The sequence below is a fragment of the Rhodococcus sp. 05-340-2 genome (assembly GCF_002258915.1).
In the GTDB taxonomy this organism is placed as follows: Bacteria; Actinomycetota; Actinomycetes; order Mycobacteriales; family Mycobacteriaceae; genus Rhodococcoides.
The window spans coordinates 113,156-126,465 of sequence record NZ_NOYU01000027.1 but is presented as its reverse complement, the minus strand read 5'-3'; the positions used below and the strand labels follow the sequence as shown (position 1 = coordinate 126,465).

Annotated in this window: 12 protein-coding genes and 1 tRNA gene; 1 reads left to right on the top strand and 12 read right to left on the bottom strand. The window is 64.2% G+C overall.

Annotated features, from left to right (window positions below):
* Positions 1-1,047 (bottom strand): CobW family GTP-binding protein, encoded by a 1,047-nt coding sequence (locus tag CH271_RS15580; protein WP_094634166.1) that lies wholly within the window; start codon positions 1,045-1,047, stop codon positions 1-3.
* Between the two features lie 11 nt (positions 1,048-1,058).
* Positions 1,059-2,129, bottom strand: a complete 1,071-nt coding sequence (locus CH271_RS15575; protein ID WP_094634528.1) for an N-acetylmuramoyl-L-alanine amidase — start codon at positions 2,127-2,129, stop codon at positions 1,059-1,061.
* A gap of 537 nt (positions 2,130-2,666) precedes the next feature.
* Here CH271_RS15575 and CH271_RS15570 point away from each other — a divergent pair.
* Positions 2,667-3,011 carry a histone-like nucleoid-structuring protein Lsr2 gene (locus CH271_RS15570; RefSeq protein WP_037190211.1) on the top strand — a complete coding sequence of 115 codons (345 nt, stop codon included), beginning with the start codon at positions 2,667-2,669 and terminating at the stop codon, positions 3,009-3,011.
* Positions 3,012-3,144: 133 nt separating this feature from the next.
* On the opposite strand, the gene CH271_RS15565 is transcribed toward CH271_RS15570, so the two are convergent.
* The 10 genes from CH271_RS15565 to CH271_RS15520 form a co-directional block, all read right to left on the bottom strand.
* A tRNA-Ala gene (locus tag CH271_RS15565) sits at positions 3,145-3,217 on the bottom strand.
* Positions 3,218-3,343: 126 nt separating this feature from the next.
* Positions 3,344-4,090, bottom strand: coding sequence for a DsbA family protein (locus tag CH271_RS15560; RefSeq protein ID WP_179274647.1), 747 nt, complete (start codon positions 4,088-4,090; stop codon positions 3,344-3,346).
* Positions 4,091-4,115: 25 nt separating this feature from the next.
* On the bottom strand, positions 4,116-5,273 hold the full coding sequence (locus tag CH271_RS15555) for an MFS transporter (protein WP_052047593.1): 1,158 nt from the start codon (positions 5,271-5,273) through the stop codon (positions 4,116-4,118).
* A 77-nt stretch (positions 5,274-5,350) separates the two neighbouring features.
* Positions 5,351-6,991 carry a phosphoglucomutase (alpha-D-glucose-1,6-bisphosphate-dependent) gene (gene pgm, locus CH271_RS15550; protein ID WP_094634164.1) on the bottom strand — a complete coding sequence of 547 codons (1,641 nt, stop codon included), beginning with the start codon at positions 6,989-6,991 and terminating at the stop codon, positions 5,351-5,353.
* Between the two features lie 70 nt (positions 6,992-7,061).
* Positions 7,062-7,793, bottom strand: a complete 732-nt coding sequence (locus tag CH271_RS15545; RefSeq protein ID WP_256986460.1) for a DUF1295 domain-containing protein — start codon at positions 7,791-7,793, stop codon at positions 7,062-7,064.
* Between the two features lie 56 nt (positions 7,794-7,849).
* Positions 7,850-9,175 carry an SAM-dependent methyltransferase gene (locus CH271_RS15540; protein WP_094634163.1) on the bottom strand — a complete coding sequence of 442 codons (1,326 nt, stop codon included), beginning with the start codon at positions 9,173-9,175 and terminating at the stop codon, positions 7,850-7,852.
* Positions 9,172-10,485 (bottom strand): SAM-dependent methyltransferase, encoded by a 1,314-nt coding sequence (locus tag CH271_RS15535; protein ID WP_094634162.1) that lies wholly within the window; start codon positions 10,483-10,485, stop codon positions 9,172-9,174. The genes CH271_RS15540 and CH271_RS15535 overlap by 4 nt, the downstream gene beginning before the upstream one ends.
* Positions 10,482-11,261 carry a DUF1365 domain-containing protein gene (locus CH271_RS15530; RefSeq protein ID WP_094634161.1) on the bottom strand — a complete coding sequence of 260 codons (780 nt, stop codon included), beginning with the start codon at positions 11,259-11,261 and terminating at the stop codon, positions 10,482-10,484. Before CH271_RS15530 ends, CH271_RS15535 begins: the two co-directional genes overlap by 4 nt.
* Positions 11,252-12,541, bottom strand: a complete 1,290-nt coding sequence (locus CH271_RS15525; protein WP_441347152.1) for an NAD(P)/FAD-dependent oxidoreductase — start codon at positions 12,539-12,541, stop codon at positions 11,252-11,254. Before CH271_RS15525 ends, CH271_RS15530 begins: the two co-directional genes overlap by 10 nt.
* On the bottom strand, positions 12,520-13,215 hold the full coding sequence (locus tag CH271_RS15520; protein ID WP_094634160.1) for an alpha/beta fold hydrolase: 696 nt from the start codon (positions 13,213-13,215) through the stop codon (positions 12,520-12,522). Before CH271_RS15520 ends, CH271_RS15525 begins: the two co-directional genes overlap by 22 nt.
* Between the last annotated feature and the right edge of the window lie 95 nt (positions 13,216-13,310).

Sequence of the window (13,310 nt, the reverse complement as noted above, 5' to 3'; positions counted from 1 at the left end):
CTAACCGGTCTCGAGATAACGATGGACCGGAAGCATGGCGGAGGCGTCGTCGGCGTCGTCCGGTCCTCGCACGCAGGCACGCAACCGCTGCTCGACGGCCGACGCATCGAGATCGGTACCGATCAGCACCAGTGACGTCTGCTCGGGCTCACCCCGGGCCCACGACGCAGCCTCGAATCGGATGTGTCGGCCCACCGTGTGCACGACGAACTTCTGCGTGTAGCCGGTGATGCCGAAGTGCACGAATCCCTTGATGCGGTAGAGGTTTCCGGAAGGATTCTCCAAGAACTCGATCAGACGGCGCGGTTCGACGGGAACCGTCGTGACGAATTCGGTGTGTGAGTACTGCGCGTGCAGGTGATGGTCATGATCGTGGTCGTGATCGTGGTTCTCCCGGAGTAGCTCGTCGAACGACAGCTGCACCGCCATTGCCGAATCCACCGAGTGATCGTCACGCCGATCGAACAGCAGCAGCGGGTCGACCCGACCGAAGGCCACGGGTACGACGGGCACGTCTCCTACGACGGACTGCACCGTCGACACCACCGCGGAGCGCTCGGACTCGGTCACCGCATCCGACTTGTTCAGCACCACCAGGTCGGCCAATTGCAGGTGCTGGTCGATCTCGGGATGGCGCGTGCGGGTCCGCGGGAACTCCACCGCGTCGACGACACCGACGAGCCCGCCGTAGACGATGAATTCGTTCTGGCTACCCCTGACCATTCTGATGAGATTGCGGGGTTCGGCCAGGCCGCTGGCCTCCACCACGATCACGTCGATGGCGGACCGACGGTGCGCGAGGGCGTCGAACATCGCGTCCATATCGCTGATGTCGACGGCGCAACAGATGCAGCCGTTACCGAGTGAGACCATCGAATCGACCTGGCCGGCCACGAGCATCGAGTCGATGTTGATCGCCCCGAAGTCGTTGACCACGACCCCTATTCGGATGCCGGAATCATTGCGCAGCAGGTGGTTCAGAAGCGTGGTCTTACCTGCTCCGAGAAAGCCCGCAACTATCACCACCGGAATTCGTCGACGCGCCACGGCGTCCGAGACTACCGGTCGGTGAGAATCTGTTTCAGCAGGCCTCGAGCGAACGTCGACACACTGCTCACGTTGTCCGGGGTCGCGAGTCCTGCCAGGCCGTCGACGCCGAATGCATTCACGTACGGGGACACGCTCTCGAGCAACCTCGACAATGCGCTACGACCCTCGGCCGCGGGGCCTGCGGGGCCGGTTGACGTCGCTGCGGGCGCGGCGGTGTCGGTCGTCGCTGTTGCGGCGGGGGTAGCCGCAGTCGTGGTGACGGCGTCCGCTGGGGTGGAGGCGGTTTCGGCTCCGAGGAGGTAGTCGATGATCCCCGTCGAGATCGCGATCGCATGCTCGAGCTGACCGTCCGAGCTCTCGAGAAGAGCTGCGTCGTCGGGGTTGGATCCGTTGCCCATCTCGACGAACACGAGGGGCACCGTGGTCAGCGCGGGCCCGGCGACATCGGATCGTTCCTGTATCCCGTTCTCGACCCCTGCGTAGTTCGCGGGCTCGAAGCCTGCGCGCACGTAGGAGTCTCGCATCAGCGTCGATGCCGACCGTCCCCCCTCGGACTGGGCAGCATCGGCAGCCGCGCTCGGAATCGGCAGAGTGGGAACGATCAGATGGAACCCGTGCTTGTCCGCATCGGTCGTCGTACTCGTGGAGTCCGCATGAATACTCACGGCCACGTCGGCACCGGAGTCGCTGGCGGCCCGCGCCCTGTCGTCGACGCATCCGCCCCAGCCGGTGTCGTCGGCTCGACTCGTCTCGACCGTCGCACCCAGACTCTCCAGGCTCGATCGGACCAGCTCGCTGACTTTCCAGTTGATCGTGTGCTCGGGCACGCCGTCCAGTGTGGTCATACCGGTGGTCTGGCAATCCTTGGTGCCTCCCCGCCCGTCGTTCACCTGCCGCTGCAGATTCTCCGAGTGTGCGGTGCCCTGGTGACCCGGGTCGAGGAACACTGTCTTCCCCGACAACTCGGTGCCGGCGGCGGGTGCCGTGCTGGACGGTGCGGCGATGGCCGGCGCCGACACGAGCACTCCGACACCGAGCACTCCGGCGCACATCAGCGCCGCTACTGCCGACCTTGTCATCGGTGCAGATTTCATATCGTCGTGGGCGCAACGGTGGAGCTCGCTGCGCTACTCCCCTCTCGGCCCCTCGGACACCGCTGATCCGAGCGGTCACCGCATCGCGGGGCACCACACGTCACAACAGACACTTGCGCCTCAAGTGAAGCAGAAGACGGCCCCGGGGAGACTCGCACAATGATTCGTTAGGGAAATGAGTGCCTTCCGTGACCGATTCGTTGCCGACACGAATGGTCGTTTCGCGCCGAGATCGTCCACGGCCCCACCGAAACGACCACGAACCGACTCGATGATGGAAAACCGCCTTCGAACCGGCCGGTTCGTCTTTTGTCTCCTTTATGACACACGGTCGCAGCGAGACAATGTTCTCGCATGCATATCGACGTTTCGGTAACCACACGATCCGATTTTGTGACAATTCTGGGAATTACGTAACAATTCCCCGGCCCGCGTGGATAACCACATTGTTCAGCCGTATAGTCGCTTCAGTTCGATCTGGACATCCCCGCATCATCCCCTGCATCATTGGAGAGCTTCAGCATGGCCAGAAAAGTCTATGTGCAACTAGTCGACGACATCGACGAAAAACCGATCGAATCCGGTGGCGAACACATAACCTATTCGGTCAACGGAGTCAGCTACGAAATCGACCTGAGCGACAAGAACGCGAAGGAATTTCACCGCAAGCTCGACTATTACATCGAGCACTCCACCAAGGTCGGTGGAAAGCGAACGAAGAAGTCGAGCACTCCCGCAACCGGCGCCAAGCGCGACGCCAATCAGACCAAAGCCATCAGAGAATGGGCCAAGGCGAACGGCCACAACATCTCGGCGCGAGGCAGAATCCCCGCCGAGGTCGAGCAGGCGTTCGACGCAGCACACTGAGCCGTCGATCGACGAATCGGCTCCGGGCGGGACGCTCGGATGCCGACTCGGCGGTCGGTGACACCGAAACAAGAAAAGCGTCGCCCGGGGGCGACGCTTTTTCATTGACCGAAAACGAGCTTGTCCTTCTCGGTGGAGCTAAGGGGACTCGAACCCCTGACCCCCACACTGCCAGTGTGGTGCGCTACCAGCTGCGCCATAGCCCCGAGTACTGCGTGCTCCCGCTCATGCGGTTGCTCGAACGAAGTTACACCATCGGTCGCAGCAGCAACAAATCACCTGGTGCGGCCGGTACCGAATCCTCGATCACCGACCGCACCCACGCCCCGAGATCAGTTGATCGACGCAAGCCATTCCGAGTCACCGAGCGCATCGACGACCCGACCGTCGACGAGGACCCCTGGCGTTCCACGGGCACCCGACGCCGCCAACGCGTCCCGTCCGGTGTTCGCATCCGCTACTGCTGCGTCGCGCTGCGCACCGGCGGCGATGCATTCCGTTGCCAGATCGCTGGCTCCGACGGATCGGGCGAGTTCCGCGAGTTCGGCATCGGTTCGGTCGGAGTCACCGCCTTCTTCGGGGCGAAATTCCGGGTCGAACAGCCCGGCGTGAAATGCGGAGTAGACCCGCGCGTTCTCTGTCGCTGCCACGCAGTGCGACGCCGCGACGGCACGCGTCGAATAGTCACCGGACGGCGACTGCGGATCCAGGAAATTGACCAGGTGGTAATTCACCGAGACGACACCGTCGTCGATTTTCTGAGCCAGCTCCTGGCCGTGTTTCACTTCGAGGTCGCCACAGAACGGGCACATCGGATCCTCGAAGACATCGATGACCCGCTGCGCTTCCGGACGCGACAGCTGCACCACCCCGTCACCCGGCAACGACAATTCGACCACCGGATTCTTGACCGTTCCGTAGCCATCGTTGCGTGGAGCGTCGCTTCCGCTCTGCCACATGATCGCCACCGCGATGACGATCACCACTACGACGAATGCGATGCCACCCAATACGTAGGTCATCGTGTTGGAGGTTGCCTCGGGTGTGTGTTTCGTACTCGATATCTTCTTCTGGCTCACACAGCGAATACTACGGTTGCGTCCGTCAGGCGCGCTCGCGTCCGAGGGTGTCCGGAACTCGCGACCACCAGAGTCCTGCCAGGAGAAGCAGCGCTCCCGTCACGGCGAAAGCCGGACCGAACGAGACCTGTTCGACGATCATCCCGGCCACGATCGGGCCGATGACCGCGCCGACATCGGAGGCCATCTGGAATGCAGCCAGTACGGGCCCTCCGCGCGCCTTCGAGCCGATCACGTCGGCAACCGAGGCCTGCTGGGCGGGGCTCATCAGACCCGATCCGATGCCGGCGATCAACGACACCACGAGAAACAGCACGGGATCGTGGACGTACCCCATCACGACGGTCCCCAGGCCGCACACCGCCAACCCACCCACCATGAATGGCTTTCGTCCGCGCACATCGGACAGGCGACCTGCACTGGTGAGAACCAGCGCATTTCCCACTGCGAACACTGTCAGCGCGATACCGACGAACACCTCGGATCGCTGCATCGCCTCCACCACGAACAACGGCACCAAGGCCACCCGAACACCGAACACAGCCCAACCGTTGGCGAAATTCGATGCCAGCGCCGCCTGGTACGACGGGATCCGCAGCGCGGCAAGCAATGACATCGTCGGCGGTGCCGAGCCCTTCTCCGGCTTGACGAGGTCGGAATTGCCCAGGGTGAAATACACGACGGCCGCGGCGATCACCAGAGCCACGGCATAGATGACGAAAGGCACCCGCAGACCGAACCCGACGAGCGCGCCGCCGACGAGCGGACCGCCGATGGTTCCCAACAGGAAGGCGGTCGCATACAGGCCGGAGATGCGGCCACGACTGGTCGGAGGACTGATCCGGATCAGCAGTCCCAGTGCCGACACCGAGAACATCGTCGAGCCGATGCCGCCGAGTCCGCGGAACACCAGCAGCTGCCAATACGTCTGGGCCAGAGCGCACGCACCGGTGGACACCGCAACGATCAGCAGTCCGATCAGGTACACGGGCCGCTCGCCGAGCCGCTGCACCAGAGCACCACTGGCGGGTGCGAACAGCAACCGCATGAGAGCGAATGCACTGATGACCGCCGACGCCGCCGTGTACCCGACGCCGAATTCCCGGGCGAACTGTGGCAGAGCGGGCGCGACGATGCCGAATCCGAGCGCGATGACGAACGCCGCCGACACCAGAACCCAGATCTCGGGTGGGAGCTTGCCTCCGGGTCGGAATGCCGGCTCGGGAGCCGAACTGTCGTTGTCGGGTGGAGGTGAGTCGGTCACGAGCTCTCGAGTGCGGACGACACCAGTTCACGTGCTGCGGCTTGCACTCGGGCGAGATGCTCTTCGCCCTGGAACGACTCTGCGTAGATCTTGTAGACGTCCTCGGTTCCGGACGGGCGCGCAGCGAACCAGGCGCTCTCCGTCGTCACCTTCAGGCCACCGAGGGCGGCTCCGTTTCCCGGAGCCTCGGTCAGCGTTGCCGTGATCGGTTCGCCTGCCAACTCGGTGGCGGTGATCTGGTCGGGCGAGAGCTTGGCGAGAACGGCTTTCTGCTCGCGGGTTGCCGGTGCATCGACGCGGGCATACGTCGGATTCCCGAACTTCGCAGTGAACTCGCCGTAGCGCTGCGACGGCGTGGATCCGGTGACGGCGGTGATCTCGGACGCCAGCAGTGCGAGAACGATGCCGTCCTTGTCGGTGGTCCAGACTCGGCCGTTGTGTCGGAGGAACGACGCTCCTGCGCTCTCCTCACCGCCGAATCCGAGCTCGCCTGCGAGCAGACCCGGAACGAACCACTTGAACCCGACCGGCACCTCGAGCAGACGACGGCCGAGAGCTGCGACGACCCGGTCGATCATCGACGAGCTCACCAACGTCTTGCCCACTGCCGCCGTGGGCGACCAATCGGGTCGGTGCGTGAACAAGTAGTCGATGGCGACGGCGAGGAAGTGATTGGGATTCATCAGGCCACCGTCGGGAGTGACGATGCCGTGCCGGTCGGAGTCGGCATCGTTGCCCGTCGAGATGTCGAACCGATCGCGGGCTGCGATGAGCGACGCCATCGCGTTCGGCGACGAGCAATCCATCCTGATCTTGCCGTCGGTGTCGAGAGTCATGAAGCGGAATGTGCCGTCCACCAACGGGTTCACCACGGTCAGGTCCAGATTGTGCCGCTCGGCGATGGCATCCCAGTAATCGACACTCGCGCCGCCCAGCGGATCTGCGCCGATGCGAACTCCGGCAGCACGGATCGCATCGAGATCGAGCACGTTCGGCAGGTCGTCCACATAGGTGCCGAGGAAGTCGTAGCGCGAGACGCTCCCCGCGAACGCCTGCGCGAGCGTCACCCGCTCGATGCCCGAAATGCCGGTGCGCAGAAGCTCGTTCGCGCGAGCGGCGATGACCGATGTGGCATCACTGTCGGCAGGACCGCCGTGCGGAGGGTTGTACTTGAAGCCGCCGTCCCGGGGCGGGTTGTGCGACGGAGTCACCACGATGCCGTCGGCCTTCGCCGCGGGGCCCGATTCGTTGTACCGAAGGATGGCGTGACTGACTGCCGGGGTCGGGGTGTACCGATCCCCCGAATCGACCAGTACGTCGACGTCGTTGGCCGCCAACACTTCCAGAGCCGTCGTCCAGGCGGGTTCCGACAACGCGTGGGTGTCCCGGCCGATGAACAACGGCCCGGTGATGCCTTGCGCAGCGCGGTACTCCACGATCGCCTGCGTCGTCGCCACGATGTGTGCCTCGTTGAACGCCGAATCCAAGCTGGATCCTCGATGCCCTGATGTGCCGAACACCACCTGCTGGCTGGGTTCCGACACGTCGGGAACTCGCGAGTAGTACGCCGTCACGAGCTGCGAAAGATCTACCAGATCCTCCGGCAGTGCAGTGGTTCCAGCTCTCTCGTGCGCCACGATGCGCCTCCTCGTTGATCGACGAACCGAAATCCTCGACCAACCCTAGCGCCGCTGCCTCCCCCACGAGCTACTTGCTGGGTCCTTTCGGCGGCCGTGGGAGGAAATAGCTGGTCCGCTGCTGGTATTCGCGATACCCCGGACGCTTTTCCATGCTGCGCTCGAGCAACCGCGCACCGGTGGCGAACACCAGGAAGTACGTCATCGCCATGGGCGACAGCAGCGTGAACACTCCGGGCCACGCCGACGCCGCGACGAGGAACAGTCCCCACCAGACTGCCGAGTCACCGAAGTAGTTGGGGTGCCGCGTCCAGGACCACAGCCCACGATCCATGATCTTGCCCTTGTTCGACGCGTCGGCCTTGAAGGCCGTCAACTGCGCATCCCCCACTGCCTCGAACGTCCATCCGAGAATCCAGACCAGTACGCCGAGTACGACGACCGGCAGAACGGATCCGTGGGCGACAGCGGAAACCTGCAGCGGCAGGGACACGAACCACAATGCAACCGCCTGCGTCAGGTAGATCTTCCGCAGGGCGTACAGGGTTTTGTTACCGGTGGCCTTGGCGAGCAGTTCGGTGTAGCGCGGATCCTCACCGTGCCCACGCGAGCGTCGAAAGACGTGCACTGCGAGACGAAGTCCCCACACACCGACGAGTACGAGCAGAAGTATTCGACGCCACAATTCGCCTGTTCCGGTCACAGCCGAGATCAGCGCGATCAGAACGAACCCGCCGCCCCACGTCACGTCCACGACGTTGTGGCGTCCGATGCGCGCGCCGATGAGGGCGGTGACGATCATCAGGACGGCGGTACCGCCGAGGCTGGAAAGCGATACCGTGAGGAAGTCGGACCAGTTCACCGCGGGCCCACCCACACCGGCCGCACCGGTTCCATCTCGGACGTCCCGTTCTCGGACCGAACCGCCAGAATCTGGTCGACGCCCATCCTGTTGTCCCGGAACGCCATTCCGCCGCCGATCAGGTACAGCCGCCACACCCGAGCGACCTCTTCCCCGACCATCGCCACCACCTCGTCGAAGCGCGCCTCGAAGCGCTCGGTCCAGACATCGACGGTCCGCACGTAATGCTCCCGAAGGGCGTGGACGTCGCGAACCTCCAGCCCTGCCTCCTCGATCATCGCGACGGTCCGCCCGACGGGGCGCATGTACATGTCCGGCGCGATGAACGACTCGATGAATGCTCCGCCGCCGGGGTTGTCACCTTCTCTTCGCGACATCTGCTGAATCAACACGCGTCCACCCGGCTTGACGTTGGTGTGCAGTGCGGCGGTGTAGGTCGGGTAATTGGCCTCCCCCACGTGCTCACCCATCTCGATCGACGCCACCGCGTCGAAGGGCCCGTCCGGAATCTCTCGATAATCCTGAATTCGGATCTCGACGTTGTCCTGCAGTCCTCGGTCGGCAATTCGTTTGTCGATGAAGGCTTTCTGTTCGCGCGAGATGGTCACTCCGACGACCTGCGCTCCGTACTCCTGAGCCGCATGCAGGCTCAGGGACCCCCAGCCGCAGCCGACGTCGAGAAAGCGTTGCCCGGCACGCTTGTCCAGACCGATCTTTCGACAAACGAGGTCGAGTTTGTCGCGTTGGGCATCGTCGAGGGTGTAGTCCGGCGAATCCGAGGTCCAGTACGCCGACGAGTACGCCATGTGCGAATCGAGCACCAATTCGTAGAAGTCGTTCGACAGGTCGTAATGGTGACTGATCGCGGCGCGGTCGCGAAGCACCGAGTGCAGCCGCCCTTTCACCGATGCCTGCGACACGGGCGGCGGCAGAGGACGGCCGAACACTCCGAGATCCTTGGCCAGTTTCGCCAACCGCAGGAGCGACGCCGGCCCCGGTCGTATCGCCGAGAGTCGGCGCTCACGCACCACACCCCAGACGTGATCGAGGGCCGCGGCGAGATCGCCGTCGACGTCCAGCTCCCCGGTGACGTAGGCCTGTGCAGCACCGAGTTCGCCGGGGCTCCACAGCAATCGACGAAGGGCGCTCGGGCTCCGCAACAGCACTCGCGGTGCCGACGCATCTCCCGCAACGGATCCGTCCCACGCCTGCAGCCGAACGGGAAGCGGACCACCCACCAGGGGTTCGATCAGCTCGGCAATCCGGTGTGCGACACCGACACTGCGGTCGGTCCGGTCGACGGAAAGTGTCGAGGTGGTCATCGGTTGTCCCTTCGGTCGAGCACGATCTGCTGAACATCGAGGTATCCGGATCGAAATCCGGCCTCCGAGTAGCACAGGTAGAAATGCCACATTCGCGCGAACACCTCGTCGAAACCGAGCTCCTCGGCCTCGCTGCGGTATTCACGGAAGCGCCTGTCCCACTGAGCGAGGGTTCGCGCGTAGTGATCGCCCATCGACAGACGCTCGCGAACCCGAAGCGAAGTGCTCTGCTCGGTCACCTCCTCGATGGCCCGCACGGACGGCAGGAATCCGCCGGGAAATATGTACTTGTGGACCCAGGTGTACGTGTTTCGGGTAGCCAGCATTCGGTCGTGCGGCATCGTGATGGCTTGGAGGGCAACCCGCCCACCCGGTGCGAGCAGCGCGTCGATCGTCTCGAAGTACGTCGCCCAGTACTGATGCCCGACGGCCTCGATCATCTCGACCGACACGATCGCGTCGTACTCGCCGTCGACCAAGCGGTAGTCGAGGAGATCGATCTGGATCCGGTCTCCGTAACCGGCAGCGGCACAGCGCTTACGCGCCAATTCCTGCTGTTCGGTCGACAAGGTCACCGACCGGACCGTCGCACCACGAGCTGCCGCACGGATGGCCAGCTCACCCCATCCGGTACCGATCTCGAGCACCCTGGTTCCCTCGCCGACACCCGCCCGGTCGAGTAGCCGGTCTATCTTGCGACGCTGAGCGTCGGCGAGCTCCTCACTGTCGTCGTCGTTTCCCGATTCGGCGAACAACGCACTGGAGTACGTCATCGTCTCGTCGAGGAAGAGTTCGAAGAGGTCGTTCGACAGGTCGTAGTGGCGCGAGATGTTGGATCGCGTGTTCTTGGTCGTATTCCGCTCGCTCCGTGGAGGCTTGGGGATATAGAGCCCTCGGAGGCGCTGCAGGGACTTCGGAATCAGGGACGCCATGCGACGGGCGAAGACCTCGAGCACAGCAGTGAGATCCTCGGCATCCCAGTCTCCGGCCATGTATGCCTCACCGAATCCGATGAGTCCACTGTCGCCGACCCGTGCGGCGAAGTCGTGTGGTCGATAGACGGTCATCAACGGTGCATCGGCCGAGCCGGCCCCGATGACCTCGCCGTCGGGCATCGCCACCCGAACCTGCAATCGCGCGACCGCGCGGCGGAAGAGGAAGTCGGCGACGGGTGCTGCGGCTGCAACCTTCATGCCACCGGGAACCTGGGCGATCTGAGGCCAGACCCGTGGATCCACCAGCGGGCGCGGACCGACAGCGGAACCACCGCACGGGTTCGACACAGAATCGGCCTTCGACACAGTTGTCATCTGTTGGCCCCTTCCTTCTGGAATTCTCGCGCCCCGGGAGGGGCAGGTTTCTGCACGATCTTCAGACCCCGCGCCCAGAGCCGAATGCCCTGCCAGCGGATCTGTATCACCACCCGTAACGGCGCACACGGGATCTCGAGTGCGGTGCGGAGAATGGACCACGACGTCACCTTTCGACGACGGCCGTGGACGGTCGCCACGAACGGAGGCCGACCGGGTCGTTCGAGGACGATCGACAGCCGGAGTGCGGCGTCCGGCTCGGGTAGCCGCATGGAGTATTCGCCGTCGACGTCGTTGAACGGCGAGACGTAGAACTCCTTGGTCGTGCGGGCCGCACCGCGATGATCGGTGTGCAGCAGATACCGGTATCGCTCGCCGTAGGTGTTGTGCACCTCCGCCACCACGCAGCGGAGCTCTCCGTCGCGATCGTGACACCAGTACACACTCAATGGGTTGAACGTGTGCCCGAACACCCGCGCACTGGCCAACATCGTGATCCGTCCGCCGCCGAGGTCGATACCGCTCTCCGCCAGGAACGCGTCGACGTTCTGGCGGATGGTGGCGTCGGGGTCACCGAGGTGGTCACGGGGATCGAACGAGGCCAGCGGTCGCAGTATCCGGGGCAATTCGGGAAGAGCGTCGAGATCGACGAACCAGCTGTAACTCTTGTACGAGAACGTATTTCGAATCGGCGCGCGTCGAACGTGGTCGATCCGAGTGCGATACAACGCCGCCCCGTGTGCGCGGGTAGTCGGCAGAACCGATGTCAGAGCCACGTGGCCCCCACCCGTTGTGCGGCGCGCGCGCCCGACAACGCACCGTCCTCGTGAAATCCCCAGCCGTGGTACGCACCGGCGAATGCCACTGTGTCGGTATTCAATTCGGGAAGTCGACGCTGCGCTGCAACCGATTCGGGGGTGTACTGAGGGTGTTCGTAGGTCATCTCGTCGAGTACCGCGTTCGGGTCGATCCGATCCGCTCCACCGAGGGTGACCAGCATTCTGCGATCGGTGTCGCCCAGGCGCTGCAACCTGGTCAGGTCGTAGCTGACCAGCACCCGGTCGGGCCTGGCCGTGCACGACGGGAGGTGGTAGTTCCACGATGCACGCGCCCTGGTGTTCTTCGGCAACACCGACGAGTCCGTGTGCAGTTGCGTGTGATTGGTGGAGTACGGCATCGCTCCCAGGATGGTGTGCTCGAGGGCCGTCGGTTCTGCGAGCATCTTCAGCGCGGCACCGGGATGCACGGCGATCACGGCCGCGTCGAACGTGCGCAGGCGGTCGTGGCCGTCGCGGATCTGCACGGAATCCGGTGACCTGTAGACCGCGCGCACCGGGGTATCGAGCAGCACCTCGTCGATGTGCTCCGCAACCCGGCGAACATATTCGATGGACCCGCCGGTGACGGTGCGCCAGGTGGGTGATCCTGTGACGGTGAGCATTCCGTGGTGGCGGAGAAAAGTGAACAGGTAGCGAGCCGGGTAGGCGAGAGCAGTATCCGGATCGCACGACCACACCGCGGACACCAACGGCGTCATGAAATGGGATTCGAAGTACGCCGAGAACGAGTGATCTTCGAGAAACTGCGCGAGAGTCGTCTCGGACTCCACCGGTTCGGCACTGTCCAGCAGTTCGTTGGCCAGGCGATGAAAACGCTTGACGTCGAGCAACATCGAGACGAACCGTGGCTTGAACACCGCCGTACGTTGCGCGAGGATTCCGCTCATGCCCTGGCCGCCCGAGTACTCGAGCCCGCACCCGTCGCAGCGCACGGACATGCTCATGTCCGAATCCTGCGTCGGCACGTTCAGTTCGTCGAACAGGCGCAGCAGAGTCGGATACGTCCGGTCGTTGTGCACGATGAACCCGGTGTCGACGCCTACCGGACCGTCGGGGCCGTCGACATAGTGCGTGTCCGCGTGACCACCGAGCCGAGAGTCCGCCTCGTACAGCGTCACCGACGAGTTCTTCGACAGTGCGTATGCGGCCGTCAGGCCCGCGATACCGCTCCCGACCACCGCGATACGACGGCGCGTCACGACGGTTTGCCCATGCAGTCGGCCTGCGCATCGGCGGCGATACCGAGAACGAAGTCACGCGTCGCCCGCGACCAGAGCTGCGGATTGCGGAGCATGAAGTGCCCACCCGGAACGGAAAGGTAGCGGGCGTCCGCCCCGCGCGCCGCCGCACGTTCGACCGCACGGTGCGAGGTTCTCGGATCGGTCCACTTGTCTGCAGTCCCGTGAACGACGAGCAACGCATGATGCGCGCCGAATCCGTCGGCCTCCACACCCTCCGGCCACCACGGGGCCAAGGCGACGACACCCGAGATTTTCTGGGTCGTTCCTGCAGGCTCCGCTCCCACGACAGAAGGGTCGTCGATCAGGGCAGCTGCGGTGCGGCCACCCATCGAATGGCCGACGACCACCACGTGAACGTCGGGATGCTCCGCGCGGATTCGGTTCAGCGCCCACCGGGCGTCCTCGACCGGAGACCGTTCGGGGGCGTTCCAGCCGCGGAACCGGTACTGCAACTGCTGGACCGAAATGTCGTGTGCGCGTCCCACGCGCCGAAGCATCCAGGTGAACGGCCACATCCGCAGACCGGCGAGGTGCCACGGCCTACTGCGCGCCCGGCTCACGTCCTTGCCGCCGCCGAGGACCAATACGACCAGTGCAGGCTCGGACACTCTTCTGCCGGTGCGCAGAACTGGAGTCGGCTCGTTGCTCATGCCGGTTATTCGGCACCGCGGCCGCTTCGGGTGGGATCGGTTCGGACGGGGCGATTGTGACCTGTCCGACAGAAAAAGAAGACCGGGCCGAGAGT

Bases quoted from the DNA above. Each gene is read 5' to 3' on its own strand.
- CH271_RS15570 (WP_037190211.1), top strand. From the start codon at position 2,667: ATGGCCAGAAAAGTCTATGTGCAACTAGTCGACGACATCGACGAAAAA.
- CH271_RS15520 (WP_094634160.1), bottom strand. From the start codon at position 13,215: ATGAGCAACGAGCCGACTCCAGTTCTGCGCACCGGCAGAAGAGTGTCC.
- CH271_RS15535 (WP_094634162.1), bottom strand. From the start codon at position 10,485: ATGACAACTGTGTCGAAGGCCGATTCTGTGTCGAACCCGTGCGGTGGT.
- CH271_RS15575 (WP_094634528.1), bottom strand. From the start codon at position 2,129: ATGACAAGGTCGGCAGTAGCGGCGCTGATGTGCGCCGGAGTGCTCGGT.
- CH271_RS15545 (WP_256986460.1), bottom strand. From the start codon at position 7,793: ATGATCGTCACCGCCCTCATCGGCGCGCGCATCGGACGCCACAACGTC.
- CH271_RS15540 (WP_094634163.1), bottom strand. From the start codon at position 9,175: ATGACCACCTCGACACTTTCCGTCGACCGGACCGACCGCAGTGTCGGT.